At 75.9% G+C, this 17,052-nt stretch carries 16 protein-coding genes; 8 read left to right on the forward strand and 8 right to left on the reverse strand.

The genetic code is table 11. The features are described 5' to 3' along the window. Positions 1 to 102: 102 nt before the first annotated feature. The 4 genes from GA0070610_RS19355 (at position 103) to GA0070610_RS19370 (ending at position 3,481) form a co-directional block, all read left to right on the forward strand. Complete coding sequence (locus GA0070610_RS19355; protein WP_089001341.1) at positions 103 to 801, forward strand: sigma-70 family RNA polymerase sigma factor; 699 nt, start codon at positions 103 to 105, stop codon at positions 799 to 801. Further along, the gene (locus GA0070610_RS19360) at positions 798 to 1,577 is read left to right on the forward strand and encodes an anti-sigma factor family protein (protein ID WP_089001342.1); all 780 of its coding nucleotides are present in this window, start codon (positions 798 to 800) and stop codon (positions 1,575 to 1,577) included. The genes GA0070610_RS19355 and GA0070610_RS19360 overlap by 4 nt, the downstream gene beginning before the upstream one ends. A 211-nt stretch (positions 1,578 to 1,788) precedes the next feature. Then, positions 1,789 to 2,409, forward strand: a complete 621-nt coding sequence (locus GA0070610_RS19365) for a hypothetical protein (protein WP_089001343.1) — start codon at positions 1,789 to 1,791, stop codon at positions 2,407 to 2,409. Between the two features lie 151 nt (positions 2,410 to 2,560). Further along, positions 2,561 to 3,481 (forward strand): DNA-3-methyladenine glycosylase family protein, encoded by a 921-nt coding sequence (locus GA0070610_RS19370; RefSeq protein WP_089003614.1) that lies wholly within the window; start codon positions 2,561 to 2,563, stop codon positions 3,479 to 3,481. A 20-nt stretch (positions 3,482 to 3,501) separates the two neighbouring features. Here GA0070610_RS19370 and GA0070610_RS19375 read toward each other — a convergent pair whose 3' ends face one another. Beyond that, the gene (locus GA0070610_RS19375) at positions 3,502 to 4,005 is read right to left on the reverse strand and encodes a DUF1990 family protein (RefSeq protein WP_172896555.1); all 504 of its coding nucleotides are present in this window, start codon (positions 4,003 to 4,005) and stop codon (positions 3,502 to 3,504) included. Between the two features lie 85 nt (positions 4,006 to 4,090). Here GA0070610_RS19375 and GA0070610_RS19380 point away from each other — a divergent pair, with 85 nt between their 5' ends. After that, positions 4,091 to 4,582, forward strand: a complete 492-nt coding sequence (locus GA0070610_RS19380) for a GNAT family N-acetyltransferase (protein WP_392567333.1) — start codon at positions 4,091 to 4,093, stop codon at positions 4,580 to 4,582. Here GA0070610_RS19380 and GA0070610_RS19385 read toward each other — a convergent pair. After that, positions 4,557 to 4,979: an SRPBCC family protein gene (locus GA0070610_RS19385; protein ID WP_089001346.1), complete on the reverse strand. Its 423-nt coding sequence runs from the start codon at positions 4,977 to 4,979 to the stop codon at positions 4,557 to 4,559. The two genes, GA0070610_RS19380 and GA0070610_RS19385, sit on opposite strands and share 26 nt — an antisense overlap. A 146-nt stretch (positions 4,980 to 5,125) precedes the next feature. After that, a complete protein-coding gene (locus GA0070610_RS19390; protein WP_089001347.1) occupies positions 5,126 to 5,338 on the reverse strand; it encodes a hypothetical protein in 213 nt (70 codons plus the stop codon). A 135-nt stretch (positions 5,339 to 5,473) separates the two neighbouring features. Here GA0070610_RS19390 and GA0070610_RS19395 point away from each other — a divergent pair, with 135 nt between their 5' ends. Then, positions 5,474 to 6,586 (forward strand): ATP-dependent DNA ligase, encoded by a 1,113-nt coding sequence (locus tag GA0070610_RS19395; protein WP_089003615.1) that lies wholly within the window; start codon positions 5,474 to 5,476, stop codon positions 6,584 to 6,586. A gap of 33 nt (positions 6,587 to 6,619) precedes the next feature. Further along, positions 6,620 to 8,209 carry an alpha/beta hydrolase gene (locus GA0070610_RS19400; RefSeq protein ID WP_089001348.1) on the forward strand — a complete coding sequence of 530 codons (1,590 nt, stop codon included), beginning with the start codon at positions 6,620 to 6,622 and terminating at the stop codon, positions 8,207 to 8,209. Here the strand turns inward: GA0070610_RS19400 and GA0070610_RS19405 are convergent. Beyond that, positions 8,136 to 8,648: an ion channel gene (locus tag GA0070610_RS19405; protein ID WP_089001349.1), complete on the reverse strand. Its 513-nt coding sequence runs from the start codon at positions 8,646 to 8,648 to the stop codon at positions 8,136 to 8,138. The genes GA0070610_RS19400 and GA0070610_RS19405 overlap by 74 nt on opposite strands. A 74-nt stretch (positions 8,649 to 8,722) precedes the next feature. Here GA0070610_RS19405 and GA0070610_RS19410 point away from each other — a divergent pair, with 74 nt between their 5' ends. Next, a complete protein-coding gene (locus GA0070610_RS19410; protein WP_089001350.1) occupies positions 8,723 to 9,175 on the forward strand; it encodes a GNAT family N-acetyltransferase in 453 nt (150 codons plus the stop codon). A 135-nt stretch (positions 9,176 to 9,310) separates the two neighbouring features. Here the strand turns inward: GA0070610_RS19410 and GA0070610_RS19415 are convergent, their stop codons facing one another. The 4 genes from GA0070610_RS19415 to GA0070610_RS19430 all read right to left on the reverse strand — a co-directional run bounded on the left by GA0070610_RS19415 (position 9,311) and on the right by GA0070610_RS19430 (position 17,031). After that, positions 9,311 to 10,024 carry an ABC transporter ATP-binding protein gene (locus tag GA0070610_RS19415; RefSeq protein WP_089003616.1) on the reverse strand — a complete coding sequence of 238 codons (714 nt, stop codon included), beginning with the start codon at positions 10,022 to 10,024 and terminating at the stop codon, positions 9,311 to 9,313. Positions 10,025 to 10,089: 65 nt separating this feature from the next. Next, positions 10,090 to 11,088: an ABC transporter ATP-binding protein gene (locus GA0070610_RS19420; RefSeq protein WP_089001351.1), complete on the reverse strand. Its 999-nt coding sequence runs from the start codon at positions 11,086 to 11,088 to the stop codon at positions 10,090 to 10,092. 2 nt (positions 11,089 to 11,090) lie between these two features. Next, complete coding sequence (locus GA0070610_RS19425; RefSeq protein WP_172896556.1) at positions 11,091 to 13,799, reverse strand: ABC transporter permease; 2,709 nt, start codon at positions 13,797 to 13,799, stop codon at positions 11,091 to 11,093. 40 nt (positions 13,800 to 13,839) lie between these two features. After that, entirely contained in the window at positions 13,840 to 17,031 is a 3,192-nt protein-coding gene (locus tag GA0070610_RS19430; RefSeq protein ID WP_089001352.1) for an ABC transporter permease, read from the reverse strand. Between the last annotated feature and the right edge of the window lie 21 nt (positions 17,032 to 17,052).

Consider the following 17,052-nt stretch of genomic DNA (forward strand, 5'->3'; position numbering starts at 1 on the left):
TCTTTTCCGCGCGCCGTTGATCCGTTCGCCCCGTGGCCGCGTACCACCGGGCGGCCGTGCCCGCGGGGCACGGCCGATGTCATCGGACACCCGGAGGTCTGCATGCATGCGGTGGCGGCGGCCGGTTGGCCCGGCGACGGGGCGCGGGGGGACTGGATGTCCGCGCGGTCCCAGTCCCGGCCGGGCACGGCGGCACGCCGGGTCGACGCCCGCGAGGCGCCTCGCCAGAATGGGCCGGTGACGCCGAGATCCGCCCCCGGACGCCACCAGGCGGCACCGTCCACCGAGGCGGGTCACTCGGACCGGCTGATCCGGCTGCTCTACGCCGAGCACGCCGGGCCGTTGCTGGCGTTCGTCATGCGGCTCACCGGCGGCGACCGGCAGCGGGCGGAGGACATCGTCCAGGAGACGCTGCTGCGGGCGTGGCGCAACGCGCACCGGCTCGGCGCGCAGGGGCAGGGCTCGCTGCGGCCGTGGCTGGTCACGGTGGCCCGCCGCATCGCCATCGACGAGCACCGCAGCGAGCAGGCCCGGCCGGCCGAGACGTACGACCGGGACCTGACCGCGTTCGCCGAGGCGGACAGCACCGACCGGGTCCTGCGCACGATGACGGTGGCGGACGCGCTGCGTACGCTGAGCCAGTCGCACCGGGAGATCCTGGTGGCCACGTACTTCCGGGGTCGGACGGTGCCGGAGGCGGCCGAGGAGCTGCGCCTGCCGCTCGGCACCGCGAAGTCGCGGGTCTACTACGCGCTGCGCGCGCTGCGCACGGCTCTGCAGGAACGGGGGGTGACGGAATGAGCCGGGCGGACCACATGGACGTCGCGGCGTACGCGCTCGGCGTGCTGGACGAGCACGACACGCAGCGGTTCGAGGAGCACCTCGCCGCCTGCTGGGCGTGCGCCGCCGAGCTGGAGACGATGGTGCCCGTCGTCGGCCTGCTCTCCGACATCGACGGCGAGACGATGGCCGCGCTGGAGCAGACCCGGACCGATCCGGCCCTGCTGGACCGGACGCTGGTCGCGGTCCGCGCCCACCGGCGGCGCAACCGGGTCCGGCAGCTGCTGGCCACGGCCGCCGCGGTGCTGGTCCTGGGCGGGCTGACGGGGCTCGGTTTCGCCCGGATCGCCGGTGACGGCGCGCCCGAGGTGGTGGCCGAGCCGACCGCGACCGCGCTGGTCGCTCCGCCGACGGCCAGCCGCTCCAGCGACCCGAACGACCCGGACATCGGCGGTACGCTGCCGGAGGGCGACCCGGTCAACGTCGTCGACCCGACCACCGGCGTCGAGGCGACGTTCTTCGTCGTGTCGAAGGACTTCGGCACGGGCGTGGACTTCATCCTCGCGAAGCTGCCCGGGCCCCGGACGTGCCGGCTCGTCGTGGTGCGGCAGAACAACAGCACCGAGGTGATCTCCAGCTGGTCGGTGCCCGGCACCGGGTACGGCACCAACGCGCGCGCCGACAAGCTGAGCCTGTCGGCGTCGACGTCGACGCGCCTCGGCGACATCAAGCAGATCCAGGTGCAGTCGGTGGACGCCGGCGGGGTGGCGAGCCCGCTGGTCACGGTGCAGCTGTAGCGACCGCCACGACGACCGGCGCCGGCCAGCACGACGACCGGCGCCGGTCCCGCGTGCCGTCGCGGCACGAGGAACTGCCCTCGTGGCGGGAAACGGATTTCCGGCCCGTTCGGTTCAACAGTTTCCGGTGACATCGACCACGATCGCGCGTTCAACCTTGACAACGCCCCCTCCGTATCAATCGGTGAACCGCCATAACCGAGGAGGGCACGTGGCACAGATGAAGCGAACCGTCATCGTCGCGAGCGCGATGGTCGCATTGACGGCCTGCGCTCCCGCGGGTTACGAGGGGGCGAACTCGGGCGCGGCCGAGCCGGTCGCCGTGACCGCCGCCGAGCCCAGCGCGGCCGTCGAGCCCGAGGCGTCGCCGTCCCCCACCGCCGCGCCGTCCGACGCGGAGCTGACCGACGAGCTCAACGGCAGGAAGGTCGCCCGGATGGGCAGCGTGGTCACCGACCAGGACGGTTGGATCCTCTACCGCTTCGACAAGGACACCAACGACCCGCCCTCGTCGAACTGCGTCGACAAGTGCGCCCAGGTGTGGCCGCCGGCGCTGACCGACGGCGCCCCGGACCTCAACGGCGTCTCCGACGACAAGGTCGGCACCGTCACCCGGCAGGACGGCACCCGGCAGATCACCCTCGACGGCTGGCCGCTCTACCGCTACGTCGGCGACAAGAAGCCCGGCCAGTGGAAGGGCCAGGGCGTCGGGGGCACCTGGTTCGTGGTCGCCCCGGACGGCAAGAAGAACCTGAGCTGCCTGCCGACGGGCACCCCGAAGCCGGTCGCCCCGCCGACGGACGAGAAGGCCGACTCGAACTACTCGTACTGACCTGCACGGGACCCGGTCGCGGCCTCGGCGGGGCGCGACCGGTCCCCGTGCCGCGCGGTCGACGCGGTGGACCGGCCGGGCCGCCGGTGACGAGGCAGGACGCGTCGGCCGTGTCGCCGGTCACGGGGCCGGGACGTGACAGCATGTGCGGGTGACCGGGACCGAACCCACCGCGCGTCGGGAGCTGCGCCCGCCCACCGGGTACCGGCTGGCCGCCTCGGTGCGGGCGCTGACCTTCAGCCCGTACGACCCCTGCGCGCGCGTCGCGGCCGGCACCTTCTGGTGGGCCACCCGGACCCCGGAGGGGCCGGCCACCCTCGCCCTGCGGCCGTCGGGTGGCGCCCTGCTGGCCGAGGGCTACGGCCCGGGGGCCGACCGGGTGGTGCAGCGGGCGGACGCGATCGCGGGGCTGCGCGACGACGTCAGCGGGTTCGCGGCGCTCGCCGCGACCCACCCCGTGGTGGCGCGGCTCGCGGCCCAGCACCGGGGGCTGCGGATGCCGGCCACCGGGCAGGTCTTCCCCCGGCTGCTGCGGGCGGTCTTCGAGCAGAAGGTCACCGGCAAGGAGGCGTACCGCGCGTACGCGGCGACGATGCGGCACTTCGCCGAGGCGGCACCCGGGCCGATGCAGCCGCTGCTGCTCCCGCCGGACCCGGCGGCGGTGGCCGCCACCCCGTACTGGGTGTTCCACCCGTTCGGCGTGGAGCAGCGCCGGGCCGAGACGCTGCGCCGTGCGGCGGCCGTCGCGGACCGGCTGGAGCGCTGCGCGGACTCCGCCGAGGCCACCCGCCGGCTCACCGCCATCGCCGGCATCGGAGCCTGGACGGCCGCCGAGGTGGTGCGGATCGCGTACGGGGACCCGGACGCGGTCAGCGTCGGCGACTTCCACGTGCCGAACACGGTGGCGTGGGCGCTGGCGGGCGAGCCGCGCGGCGACGACGCCCGGATGCTGGCCCTGCTGGAGCCGTTCCGGGGTCACCGGGGGCGGGTCTGCGTACTGCTGGCGGCCGGTGGCGTCCAGGCGCCGAAGTACGGTCCACGGATGCCGATCCGCTCCTTCGCCCGCTTCTGAGGCGGGACGGCGGCGCGGGGTCAGCGCCGGGCGCAGAGCCGGCGCAGGGTGCGCCCGAGCCACCAGGCGTACGCCCGCTGGAAGGCCCGACCGGCGGGCCCGGCGGCGCGCATGACCCAGCGGTCCGGCCGGCTGAACGCGAGCACCTCGAACCAGACGTGGCCGGCGGCGTCGCGGCTGACCACGAACGCCTCCTCGCCGCGCGCCGGATGCCCGGGCAGCGTGCCGTAGCCGAAGCCGACCCGCCGCCCGTCCTCGACGGCCCAGACCACCTGGCAGGGCGCGGCCAGCCGCAGCGGGCCGACGCCCAGACCGGAGACCACCCGGACCCCGGGCGCGGCCCGCTCGGCGTCGGCGTCCATCCGGATGCCGGCCGCCCGGTGCAGCCGCCAGCCGAGCACGGCGTCCCCGGCGGTGGCGAAGCAGGAGTCGGGCAGCCGGACCCGGTGCCGCACGTGCCGCCAGCCGGGCGGCAGCTCGCCGGTCTCGGTGGCGCCCACGTGCGGATAGGTCAGTGCCGGCACGACGTACCCCCACGACTCGACGGAACCACCGCCAGCGTACGGGCGGTGCGGGCGGCCCGGTGGCCTGTGGTTGGCTGTCGAGGTGATCACCGAGCCGCGCATCGCCCCCGCCGACGTCGCCGACGCCGGCGAGATCCTCACCGTGCAGCGCGCCGCGTTCCTCACCGAGGCACAGCACTACGCGGACCCGTTCCTGCCCCCGCTGACCGAGACCCTGGACGAGGTGCGGGCCGCGCTGGCGGGGCCGGCGACGGTGCTCACCGCCCGGCTCGGCGACCGGTTGGTCGGTTCCGTCCGGGCGCACGTCGACGGCGACACCGCGCACGTGGGTCGGCTCTCCGTCGCCCCCGACCAGCAGGGCCGGGGCGTCGGCGGGCGGCTGCTGCGCGCCGTGGAGGCGGCCTGTGCCGCCCGGGTACGCCGCTTCGCGCTCCTCACGGGCGCCGACAGCGCACAGAACCTGCGGCTGTACCAGCGGCACGGCTACCGGGTCGTCGGGCACCGGCCGGACGCGAACGGCATCCGGCTCGCCCTGCTGGAGAAGACGCGGGTCAGTCCCGCTCGCAGCGACGCCTGAGCCCGTCGGCCTCCTGTCGCAGGTAGCGGCGCATCAGGTCGCCGTAGAGCCAGCCGACGGGCCCGGCCAGCGGCCCGGTCTGCGTGATGGCCAGCTCGACGCGGCTGCGCCCGCCGGGCAGCGGCAGCACCCGGTGCTCGCCGAGGGTGCGCACCCCCGGGCTGCCCGACACCCAGGAGAACGACCGCCCCTCCGTCAGCTCGGTGACCCGCCACACCGCCGGTCGCAGCTTCGGCTGCTCCAGCCGGGCGGTGGCGCCCACCGCGAGCGGCCCGGCCTCCCCCCGTCGCGCCCGGCGCACCGAGGGCGTCCACTCCGGCCACCGCTCGACGTCCACCAGCACCGCCCAGACCCGTCCGGCCTCGGCGGCCACCTCCGTACCGGCCTCGAACCGCATCGTGCCCCCTCCCCGTGGCGGCGCCCGACCGGCACCCGCTGCCCGTCCCGACGACGCTGCCCCACCGATCGTGACAGCGGCGGGCACCGGCCGGCGTGCCGGGCCGGCGGATCGCCGGGTGTCCGCCGGGCTCGCCCGCCGCCGGGTCAGGCGGCCTCGCGCAGGTCGGCCAGCCCGAGGGGGGTACGCCGGCGCAGCAGCTCCGCCAGCTCTTCGACGGAGCCGACCTCGCCGAGCACGTCCTTGCCCCCGCCGAACTGGCGGGGGTAGCGGCGCACCAGGCGGTACCGGTAGCGGCCCCGGATCAGCTCGACGCTCACCCGCCACCGCCCGCAGCACCCGCAGACCCACTCCGACACCCCGCGAAAGTAGCTCTGAGCTGCGGTTTCCTGATTCGCCCGGTGCGGCACGAGCGGTGCGGTGCGGGACACGCCGCCCACGTACCGACCGTGATCTGCCTCACCACTGTCGGTGTGGTCTGGTTGACTGTCGCCGTGAAGCTGCCGATCAGTCCGCCGGTCGAGCCGATGCTGGCCAAGAGTGTCCCGCGGGTCCCCACCGCGCCCGGGATGACCTACGAGCCGAAGTGGGACGGCTTCCGGTGCATCGTGTTCCGCGACGGCGACGAGGTGGAGCTGGCCAGCCGGGGCGGCAAGTCCATGACCCGCTACTTCCCCGAGGTGGTCGAGCAGGCCCGCCGCCAGCTGCCCGAGCGGTGCGCGGTCGACGGCGAGCTGATCGTCATCCGGCGCGACGGCCCGGGCGGGCAGCCCCGGCTCGACTTCGAGCTGCTGGCCCAGCGCGTGCACCCGGCCGCGTCGCGGGTGAAGCTGCTGGCCGAGACCACGCCGGCCGACTTCGTCGCCTTCGACCTGCTCGCCCTCGACGACGAGACGCTGCTCGGCGAGCCCTATCCCCGGCGTCGGGCCCGGTTGGAGTCGGCGCTGGCCGGGGTCCGCCCGCCGGTGCACGTCACCCAGGTCACGACCGACGTCGACACCGCGCACCGCTGGTTCGACGTCTTCGAGGGCGCCGGCCTGGACGGCCTGATCGCCAAGCCGGCCGACCTGCCCTACGAGCCGGGCAAGCGGCTCATGTTCAAGGTCAAGCACGCCCGTACGGCCGACGTGGTGGTGGCCGGCTTCCGCTGGCACAAGTCGGGCCCCGTGATCGGTTCGCTCCTGCTCGGCCTCTACGACGACGACGGGGTCCTGCACCACGTCGGGGTGAGCGCCTCGTTCACCATGGCCCGCCGGGCGGAGCTGCTGGAGGAGCTGGAGCCCTACCGCGAGGTGGGCGCCGACCACCCGTGGGTGCACGGCGACCACGAACGCGGCCAGCGCCTCCCCGGCGGGGTGAGCCGCTGGACAGGCACCCGCAACCTCGAGTGGGAACCGCTGCGCCCCGAGTTGGTGGTCGAGGTCGGCTACGACGCCATGGAGGGCGACCGGTTCCGGCACACCGCCCGGTTCGTCCGCTGGCGGCCCGACCGTGATCCCCGCTCCTGCCGCTACGACCAGCTCGACCGGCCCGTACGGTTCGATGTGGACCAGGTGCTGCGCGGCGATCCCACGGCGACCGTGGGGCCCGCCACCGGTCCGGCGTAGCCTGGCCGTCGACCCGACCACGGAGGCTCGCTCGTGACCCGCACCCCCGCCCGGACCCGCCGGTTCCGGCTCACCCTCGCCGGGCTGGCCGCCGCCGCGCTGGTCGCGGCCGGTTGCACCCTGCCGGCGATCGCACCCCGGACGGAGGCCGGCGGCGAGGCCGCCGCGCCCGGCACCGCGCCCACCTGGCGGGCCTGTCCCGAGGTGGCCGAGGAGCTGGTCGGGCGCGGTGCGTCGAACATGCGCTACGAGTGCGCGCGGATCAAGGTGCCCCGCAACTGGGGCACGGGCGCGGCCGGCGGGGCGACCGCCGGCCCGGGCGCCGGGCAGACCTTCGAGATCGCGCTGCTGCGGGCCCGGTCGACCAAGCAGCGCGACCGGATCGGCTCGCTGGTCGTCAACCCGGGCGGGCCGGGCGGCTCCGGCGTGGACACCGCCGTCTACCTCTCCTTCGGCCCGGCGTTCGGCGGTCTGCCCGCCTCGATCACCGACCGGTTCGACATCGTCGGCTTCGACCCGCGCGGGGTGTCCCGCTCCAGCCCGGTGGAGTGCATCCCCGACAAGGACCTCGACGCCAGCTTCGGCTACGACCCCGACCCGCGCAGCCAGGAGTCGTTCGACGGGTTCGTGGCGCTCAGCCAACGGATCGGGCGTGGCTGCGGCGACCGTTACGGCGACCAGCTGCCGCTCTACGGCACCGAGCAGGCCGCCCGCGACATGGACGCGGTCCGCGCCGCCGTCGGCGACGACAAGCTGACCTACCTCGGCTACTCCTACGGCACCCTGCTCGGCGCCACCTACGCCCAGCTCTACCCGCAGCGGGTGCGGGCGCTGGTCCTCGACGGCGCGGTCGACCCCCGGCAGGGCCTGGTCGCCGGCTCGGAGGGCCAGGCCAAGGGCTTCGAGCGGGCCTTCGGCAACTTCACCACCTGGTGCGCGGCCAACGCCGGGCGCTGCCCGATCGCCCCGGACGCCCGGGCCGCGGTCACCTCGGCGATCGACAAGGCGCGGGTGTCGCCGGTACGCGGGGACGACGGCCGGGAGGCCACCGCGGGCTGGGTCTTCTACGCGATCATCTCGTCGCTCTACACCGAGTCGGGGTGGCAGGAGCTGGCCGGCGCCATCGACAAGCTGGAGGGCGGCGACCCGGCAGACGTGTTCCGCCTCGCCGACGCGTACGCCGACCGGGACTCCGACGGGCGCTACTCGAACATGTTCGACGCCAACCTGGCGGTCAACTGCGCCGACGAGGAGGAGAAGCCGAGCCACGAGCGGATCCGGCAGCTCCAGTCGCAGTGGCGGGCGAAGTACCCGCTGTTCGGGCCGGCCCTGGCCGTCGGCCTGCTCTCCTGCACCGAGTGGCCCGGCGGTCGCGACCCGTACCCGACGGGCCCGGCCACCGGGGCGCCGCCGATCCTGGTGGTGGGCACCACGGGCGATCCCGCGACGCCGTACGAGCAGACCCCGGCGCTGGCCGCGATGCTGGGCGTGGGCCGGGTGCTCACCTGGGAGGGCGAGGGGCACACCGCGTACCCGCAGACCTCCTGCATCACCGAGGCCGTCGACGCCTATCTGATCGACCTGACCGTGCCCAGGGAGGGGCTGCGCTGCCCGGCCCGCTGACCGGCCGCTCCGGCGGCAGGTCGGGCAGGTCGATGCCCTGCCGGGCGGCGATCTCCTCCAGCAGCGCCCGCATCCGGCGTACGTCGGCCTTGAGCTGCTCCTGCTCCTCGTGCTCGAAGGCGTCGTCGTCGACGATGAGCTGGCTGGCGAAGTGCGCCGTGATCAACGGGATGACCAGCAGCACCATGGTGGAGATGAGCAGCGCGGCGAGGGTGCGGCCCTGCCAGCTCACGGGTGAGATGTCGCCGTAGCCGACGGTGGACGCCGTCACCACCGCCCACCAGACGGCGTCCGCCGGGCTGCGGTTCTCCACGCGGCCGTAGATCACGCCGGCCACCACGATCATCAAAAGGTACGAGATGATCAGCGTCCGGGGCGAGTTGGCGAACCAGACCAGCCCCCGGTAGATCAGCCGGAACGGCAGCAGCAGGGCGTCCATGGACAGTCATGTTGCCTGGCCCGGGCAAGCGCCGCCCGTCCATCGGTCCGGCTCGCTGTGCCACGCTGGGCGGCATGAGTGATGTGATCTTCCGCGAGGCCGTCCGGGCCGACCTGCCGGCCGTGGTCGCCCTGCTCGCCGACGACGTGCTCGGCAGGACCCGCGACTTCACGGAGGTCGACGCCGCGTACGAGAAGGCGTTCGCCGACATCGACGCCGACCCGCGCAACCAGCTGATCGTGGCCGACGCGGACGGCGAGTTGCTCGGCTGCATGCAGCTCACCTACATCCCCGGCCTGGGCCGGCACGGCGCCGAGCGACAGTTGATCGAGGCGGTCCGGGTCCGCTCCGACCTGCGCGGGCGGGGCGTCGGCGGGCAGATGATCAACTGGGCGATCGACCAGGCGAAGCAGCGTGGTTGCGCCCTGGTCCAGCTCACCACCGACAAGACCCGCCACGACGCCCACCGCTTCTACCTCAACCTGGGCTTCCTCCCCACCCACGAGGGCCTGAAGCTCCCCCTCTGACATCCCACCCCACCACCTGCCCCGCCCCGCCCCGCAGCGTCGATGATGCAGTTGCGGCGCCCCGCATAGGGACGCGGCGGCTCGAACCCCCACCACGACTGCATGATCCACCTCGCTGGGGGGGGTGGGGTGGGGCTAGGTGGGGAGGAGGTGGCCGTCGCGGAGGGTGAGGACGCGGTCGGCGAGGTCGATCAGGGCCGGATCGTGGGTGGCGACCAGCGCGGTCATGCCCCGGGCGTGCACCACCGCCCGGAGCAGGTCCATGATCGACCGGCCCGTCTCGGAGTCGAGCTGACCGGTGGGCTCGTCGGCGATCAGCAGGTCCGGCTCGTTGGCCAGGGCCCGCGCCACCGCCACCCGCTGCTGCTGCCCGCCGGAGAGCTCGTACGGGCGCTGGCCCGCGTGCCCGCCGAGGCCGACCAGCTCCAGCAGCACCGCCACGCGCTCCTCCCGCTCGGCCGCCGGGACCCGCGCCAACCGCAGCGGTACGCCCACGTTCTCGGCGGCGGACAGGATCGGCACCAGTCCGAACGTCTGGAACACGAAGCCGACGGTGCCCCGGCGAAGCTCCAGCAGCTCCTTCTCGCCGGCGCCGGTGACGTCGTGCCCGGCCACCACCACCCGGCCCGAGTCGGGGCGGTCCAGCCCGCCGACCAGGTTCAGCAGGGTCGTCTTGCCCGCCCCGGAGCGGCCCCGCACCGCGACCAGCTCGCCCCGCCCGGCGGAGAACGAGACGTCCCGTACGGCATGCACGGCGTGCTCGCCCCGACCGAACGTGCGGTTGACCCCCTCGGCCCGGACCACCTCGTCGGTGACCGTGGCACCCGCCGCCCCACCGGCACTCCCCATGCCAGCCGCCCGGTTGGCACCGCCCACGCCCGCCGCCGTTCCGGCCGGTCGTCCGTCCCGTTCGCTCACTGCCCCGCCTCCCGCTCCTCCTGCGCCCGGTCGCCCGGCCGCACCTCCACGTGGTCCGGCTCCAGGTTGAGCCGCACCCGGTCGCGCAGCGACAACGCGTCCACGAACGGCGCCGGCAGCTGCAACCGGCCGCTGCGGTCCAGCACGGCGTACTCCTCGCTGACCAGTTCGGTGCTGCCGTCCGCGCCGATGCGCGCGGTCCGGCGTACCTCGGAGGCGGTCCGGCCGTCGCGGATCGCGACGGTCCGGCGGACCTGGGTGGCCACGGCGTGGTCGTGGGTGACCACCACGATCGTGACGCCGAGTTCGGCGTTGATGGTGCGCAGCGCCCCGAAGACCTCGGCCCCGGTCGCCTCGTCCAACTCGCCGGTCGGCTCGTCGGCGAAGAGCACCTCGGGGTCGTTCGCCACGGCCACCGCGACCGCGCAGCGCTGCTGCTCGCCGCCGCTGAGCTGCCCGGGCCGCCGGTCGGCGCAGTAGCCGACCCCGATAAGGTCGAGCAGTTCCCGGGCCCGCTCGCGGTGGGCCCGCCGGCCGCCCCGCCGCCCGGCCAGCCGCATCGGCAGCTCGACGTTCTCCAGCGCGGTCAGGTACGGCAGCAGGTTGCGGCCGGTCTGCTGCCAGACGAAGCCGACCATGCTCCGCCGGTAGCTCAGTCGCCGCCGCGCGGAGAGGTTGAGCAGGTCGTACTCGCCGACGCGGGCGATGCCGGCGGTGGGCGTGTCCAGCCCGGAGAGGATGTTCAGCAGCGTCGACTTTCCGGACCCGGAGGCGCCCACGATCGCCACCAGCTCGCCCCGGTCGATGACCAGGTCGAGCCCTTGCAGGGCGACCACCTCCACCCCCTCGGTCTTGAAGATCCGCACCAGCCCGTCGCAGACGATGTGCCCGCGCAGCCGGTCCCGGCCGCCGGCCCGCTCCGCCGCCCGCTGGGCGGCCCGCTGTTGCAGGGTGGCGAGGTCCGGCGCGGCGGTGCTCTCCGCGGTAGCGGTCATGGTCAGTTCTCCTCTCCGAGCCGGAGCACCTCGCCGAGGCGCATCCGACGGTTGTTCAGGGCCTCGACGGCGACCGCGAAGCCGAGGGCGAGCGCCCCGAGGGCGACGACGGCGGCCACCAGGCCGGGCTCGAACGCCACCCGGACCTGGACGCCGTCGGTGAAGGCGGACAGTCCGAGCACCGGGTTGAGCAGCAGCGGCAGGGCCGTGCCGACCAGCGCTCCGGTCAGCACCGAGACGCCCACCAGTGGCGCCAGCTCCACCAGCAGCAGCCCGCGCCACTGACGTCGGGACAACCCGAGGGTGCGCAGCCGGGACAGCACCTGGCCACGTTCGCGGGCGCCGGCGAGCACCGTGAAGGCGATCGCGAGCAGCCCCAGCGCCGTCCCGCCGGCCGCGCCGGCGGTGAAGCCGAAGGCGAGTACGCCGTTCGCGCCGCCCTCGCCCACCTGGCGGCGGGTGTCCGCGTACGTCAGCACCTCCACGCCGCGCGGGGGCTCCCGGCCGGCGACCGTCCCGCCCGTCTGGAAGCGGGACTGTCCCGCGTCGCCGGCCCGGCGCAGCGCCTCGGCGTCCAGGTCGTCGCCGGCCACCAGGAAGCCGGTCGGCACGGCGGCGTAGTCGCGGCGGGGCAGGGCCTGCCAGGGCAGGACGACGAACCGGGCGCTGTCGGCGCGCAACAGCGGGAAGCTCTCCGCCCGCTCGGCCACCCGGAACTCGTACCGCTGGCCCTGGGCGCTGACGAAGGCGGAGCCGGTCAGGCCGGCGTCGGCCAGTTCGGCGGCGACCGTCGGGGAGACCACGGCGGGCAACGGGCCGGTGCCGCCGGCGGGGGCGAGCAGCGCCGCCGGCACCGTCATGTCGACGTCGGCCTCCCGGGCCATCCGGGCCAGGGCCGGGCCGTCGACCATGAGCACGGTCACCCCGCCGAGCCGGGTCTCGGTGCCGATCGCGTCCTTCGCGAGGCGCTGGCCGGCCTCGCGCAGCACCGGGCTCGCGGCGCGTACCCCCGGCAGCCGCTCCAGTTCGGCGCCCGTGTCCGCGGCGATGCGCTCCCCCAGGATCAGGGCGTCGGCCGGCACCACCCGGCTGGCGGCCCGGTCCCGGCTCGCCTCGATCGCGGCGGCCGTCACCGCGCAGAACGCCGCCGTCGCGATGGCGAGCACGACGACCACCAGCGGTACGGCGACGACCGACCGGCCGGCCCGCGCGGTGCCCAGGAACGCGACGCTGCCCCGGGCGCGGGCCGCGAGCCGGCTGACCAGCCGCAGCGGCCACGGGTACACCCGCATCGCGACCAGCGCCGCGGCGACGGCCAGCAGCACCGGCACCGAGACCAGCAGCGGGTCGACCTCGCCGGGGGTGAGGCCGCGGCGGCGCAGCAGCACGACCGCGAGGCCCGCGAGGACCAGCAGTCCCGCCTCCACCGTGAGCCGGCGCGCGGAGGGGCGCGCGCGGACCAGGTCGCGCCGCCCGCCGCCGGTGGACGCCGCGAGGGTGGCCACGGGCAGCGCCGCCGCCACCAGGACGGCCGCGGCGAGGGCGTACCACCGGGTCTCCCCCGGCGCCCCGGGGACGAGGCCGCCGACCAGCCAGCCGAGTACGGCGGCGGGCGGCACCACGAGCAGCGCCTCCGCCAGGCTGCGGCCCGCGCTCGTGGTTCTCGCCCCGCCCCGGGCGCGCAGCAGGGTGAACTCCGCCCGGCGCCGGCGCACCAGCAGCCCGGCGGCCAGCACGACGAGCCCGGCCAGCGTGGCCAGTACGCCCGCCGCGATCACCCCGAGCACCGTCCGGGCGCTGTCCACCTCGGCGGAGAACTGCCGCAGCGGGATGTCCAGCCCCTGGACGATGTCGCGGCCCGCCGCCTCCCGGGTCATCTGCTGGAGGCCATCGATCACCTGGTCCAGCTCGCGGATGTCGATGCCGTCGGCGCCCAGGCGGTAGCGCCAGCTGAACGCCAGCGGCCAGCCGGCGACGGCCTGACGGTTCAGCGCGCCGGCGTCGACGACCCCGACGGCGATGAAGGGATCGCCGTCCCAGGGCGGCTCGCCGATCCGCAGCAGCGGCGGCAGCCCGTCCCAGATCCCGTCGGAGTCGTCGCGGGGCTCGAAGAGACCGACCACGTGGACTGGGGCGCGGGGCGGGGCAGCGGGCGAGACGGGTCCCGGCGCGGCGAGGGTGAGCCGGCTGCCGACCCGCAGGTTCAGCTCGCGGGCCACGCGGGAGGCCAGCGCCACCTGCACCGGCTGGCCCTTCGGCGCGTCGGCCGGCCAGCGCCCCTCGACCAGCGTGCCGGCCTCCTCCATCCCGGGTACGGCCCGCAGACCGAGGTCGACCAGGAGGTTCTTCGCCGCCAGGTCCGGACCGACCACCCGGCTGGGCCTGGTCTCCGCGGTGAACCACCGCCGTTCGACCATCCGGCGTACGACCGGCGGCATCCCGGCCTCCACCGTCGCAAGGTCGCCCTGGCGCGCGGCCACCGGGGAGCCGCCCTCGCTCGTCGGAACGAGCGGGCCGGTCGAGTACGTCACGTCCCGCTGCTGCGGCGGCACGGCGTCCAGGTGCGTCCGCAGGCCCTCCTGGGCGTGCCCGTTGACGATCCTGGGCACCCCGCTGATCACCAGCGTGGTGACCAGCGTCAGGGTCGCGAGGAGCAGGAACTGCCCCCCGTACGCCCGCACCCGGCGCGCGACCGCCCCGATGCTCACCACGCCCCGACTCCGATCCCGCTCGTCCCTACGCTCCACCCGGTCACCGGTCTCCCCCGATCCGCAGCTGCGCCACGGCCACCCGCTGCCGGATGCCGAGGGCGATGAACGCGCTGAAGGCGAGTGCCGCCAGCAGCAGGCCGAGCGCGGTCAGGCCGATGGGCAGCCAGGGCAGCACGAAGGCGGCCTCCGGCACCGGCCGGCCGGCGGACGGCGTGAGGATGACCAGCGGGGCCATGGTCGCGCCGACCGCGGCACCCAGCAGCAGGCCCACGCCGACGCCGATCCCGGCCAGGAAGGTCTGCTCGGCCAGCAGCGCCCGGGCCAGCAGCCGAGGGCTGGCGCCGAGCGTGTGCAGCACGGCGAACTCCCCCAGCCGGTGCCGGGCGGTCGCCCAGACGTCGACGATCAGCCCGACGAGGGCCAGCAGCACCGATCCGAGCGCGGCGGCGAGCAGCCCGGTGCGGGCCCCCTGCCAGTACGGGTCGTCGGCGGCCCGCTCCGCCACCTCCCGCCGGTCGAGCAGCGTGGTGCCGGCCAACCCGGCCGCCGCGCGGGCCGCCTCGGCGTGGCCGTCGCCGTCGGTGCTCAGCCACCAATCCGCGACCGGTCGGACGCCGCCTCGGTCCCGGATCAGCCACTGCGCCGCCGCCGGCAGGTCCAGCAGCACGCCCGCGCCGGCCGTGGACGGCACCTCGTCCAGCTCGCCGACCAGCGTGACCGGCACCGTCGCGCCGGACAGCACGAGGTCGACCGTGTCGCCGGTGCGCAGGCTCAACGCGTCGCGCACGGCCGGGGTCATCAGCGCCGGCACCGGCCGGTTCTCGCCGGCCGGCACCACGGCGAACCGGCTCGGCGGCTGGAACGCGAACCGGCCGCCCGCCCGGTAGTCGACCTCCCGCTCGGCGCTCAGGCCGGTGGTCGTGACCGCCGCACCGGCCGCCTCGCCCTGCCCGTCGACGGCCGCCCAATCGCCGTCCAGCGACGCCGGCCGGGCCGCGCCGTCGGCGCCGACCAGCCGCAGGTCCGACAGCTCCACGCGGTACGCCCGCCCACGCGCGCTCCCGCCGTCGACCTCGAAGCCGGCCAGTCGCACGGGGCCCTCCCCGTCGGGAACGGCGACCGTGAACGGCGCCGGCCGCCCGTCGCTGCCGCTGCTGCCCGCCGGCAGCCGGAAGGCCTGCCCGTCCGCCCGGGTCAGCAGCACCCAGAGGCCGATCTGGTGCGGCGTCACGGCGGCGCGCACGGGCGTACGCACCGTGCCGGTGAGCGATCGGGTGCCGGCGGGCAGCTCCAGGCCGGTCGGCGCGGCGCGCGCCCGGGCCAGCCGGTCCAGCAGCGCCGGGGCCGGCTCGTCGGCCAGCCGTTCGTTGAGCCGAAGCACACCGGCCGCGCTCGCGGCGTCGAGGCTCACCACCGTCGTCGGCAGGTCGCCGCGGCCGAGGCGGATCTCGTCCCGCCAGGCCGGCAGCGCCGCGCCGACGCCGGGCAGCGCGCCGAGCTGGGCGGCCCGCCCGTCCGGTGCCGCGCCGGTGCGCTCGACCACCCGCAGGTCGGCACCGACGCTGTGGTCGGCCTGGTCGGCCTGCGACCGTTCGCCGGTGGTCACCAGCGACCAGGCCAGGGTGCTGCCGCCGACGGCGAGGGCGAGCAGCAGCACCGGGCCGGCGTGCGGGCGCCGGCCCGCCTGCCACATGCCGAACATGGTCGCGGTCCACGGTTTGCGGTCGACGAACCGCTCGGCGAAGCGGGTCGCGGGCGGCAGCAGCCGCAACGCCACGACCGCGCCGGCCAGCACGCCCAGCGTCGGCGCGGCGACCAGCAGCGGGTCCACCCCGAGCCGGCCGGCCGCCCCGGCGACCGGCGACGAGTACTGGCGCAGCTGGGTCCAGGCCAGCACCGCGAAGCCGACCAGCACCAGGTCGACGCTGGCGCGTTGCACGCTCGCGGCGCGGGTGGGACGGGACCGGGCCGCCATGTCGGCGACGTACGTGCCGGCCCCCCGCAGCGTCGGGACGACCATCGCCACCAGGCAGCCGGCGGCGGTGGCGGCAGCGGCGGCCCAGACGAGCGTGGTGTTGCCGGGGGAGAGCGTCAGCGGCGCGGCGCCGCCGGTGCCCACGTGCCGCAGCGCCTCGCCGGCGATCAGGGGTCCCAGCACGCCGGCGGGCAGGACGACCAGGGCGGCCTCCCGGGCCGCCAGGCCGGCGAGTTGCCGCCGCGCGGCGCCCCGGGCCCGCAGCAGGGCGGTCTGGCTGCGCCGGTCCTCGTGCAGCAGGGCGGCGACCAGCACCAGCGCGTACCCGCCGAGGACGACGATCAGCAGCAGCGGGGTGGCCAGCGAGGAGCGGCCCACCAGGTCGGCCCGGGTGACCCGGTCGAGGAGCCGGTCGACGGCCGTGACGGTCTGCCCGGAGGAGCCCAGCCCGGCGGCCTCGGGCACCTCGGCGAGGGCCGTGTCCAGCGCCTGCCGCACGTCGGGCAGCCGACCGGCGCCCGCCACCGCCACGAGGTCCGGCTCCACGATCCAGGACGCCGAGACCGGGCCCGGGTAGGTGGCGACGAAGTCCGCCGGGTCCAGCACGAACGGCCCGTACGAGGTGTCGGCCTCGACGGCGCCGGCCCCCACTCCCGGCGCCAGCCGCCAGTACGCCTCGGCGGGGTCGCGGGGCCGCCAGGTGCCGACGAGAACGACCCTGCTGGCCTCGTCGGAGCGACGGTCCAGCATCGGCACCTGGTCGCCGACGGCCATCCCGAGCACGGCGGCCACCTTCTCGGGCAGCGTGACCTGCAACGGCGTGGCTCCCGGGGCGGGCCAGGCGCCGCTGGTCAGCTCGGCGTGGGCGGCCAGGTCGTCGAGGGTCGCCAGGCTGGCGAAGACCGGGTCGTCGCCGTCGCGGACGACGGAACCGAGGTCGCCGGTCAGCTCGCGGCCACCGCCGTACCGGGCGGCCCCGACGGTGATCGGCACCCCGCCGAGACGGGCGGCGAACCCGTCGCGGATCGCCCGGTCCCTGGTGGCGAACTCGGCGGCGTCCCGGCCGCCCGTGCCGCTCACCAGGAGGCTGCGCTCCTCGAACGACGCGCCGCTGAGCAGGGCGCGCTGGCCCGCCTCGACCGCCCGCCGGTTGTAGTCGGACAGGCCGGTGACCAGTGCGACCGCCACCAGGGCCGCGACCACCGCGGCGAGCAGCAGCCCGCGTGCCTCGCGGGCCCGCCTCCACACCAGCTTCATCCGACGCCCTCCCCTGGCCCG

The sequence above is a fragment of the Micromonospora echinofusca genome, from assembly GCF_900091445.1.
Lineage (GTDB): Bacteria > Actinomycetota > Actinomycetes > Mycobacteriales > Micromonosporaceae > Micromonospora > Micromonospora echinofusca.

Coding starts and splice junctions, on each gene's coding strand:
- GA0070610_RS19410 (WP_089001350.1), top strand. CDS start 8,723: ATGAGTGATGTGATCTTCCGCGAGGCCGTCCGGGCCGACCTGCCGGCC.
- GA0070610_RS19360 (WP_089001342.1), top strand. CDS start 798: ATGAGCCGGGCGGACCACATGGACGTCGCGGCGTACGCGCTCGGCGTG.
- GA0070610_RS19355 (WP_089001341.1), top strand. CDS start 103: ATGCATGCGGTGGCGGCGGCCGGTTGGCCCGGCGACGGGGCGCGGGGG.
- GA0070610_RS19420 (WP_089001351.1), bottom strand. CDS start 11,088: ATGACCGCTACCGCGGAGAGCACCGCCGCGCCGGACCTCGCCACCCTG.
- GA0070610_RS19415 (WP_089003616.1), bottom strand. CDS start 10,024: ATGGGGAGTGCCGGTGGGGCGGCGGGTGCCACGGTCACCGACGAGGTG.
- GA0070610_RS19405 (WP_089001349.1), bottom strand. CDS start 8,648: ATGGACGCCCTGCTGCTGCCGTTCCGGCTGATCTACCGGGGGCTGGTC.
- GA0070610_RS19385 (WP_089001346.1), bottom strand. CDS start 4,979: ATGCGGTTCGAGGCCGGTACGGAGGTGGCCGCCGAGGCCGGACGGGTC.
- GA0070610_RS19430 (WP_089001352.1), bottom strand. CDS start 17,031: ATGAAGCTGGTGTGGAGGCGGGCCCGCGAGGCACGCGGGCTGCTGCTC.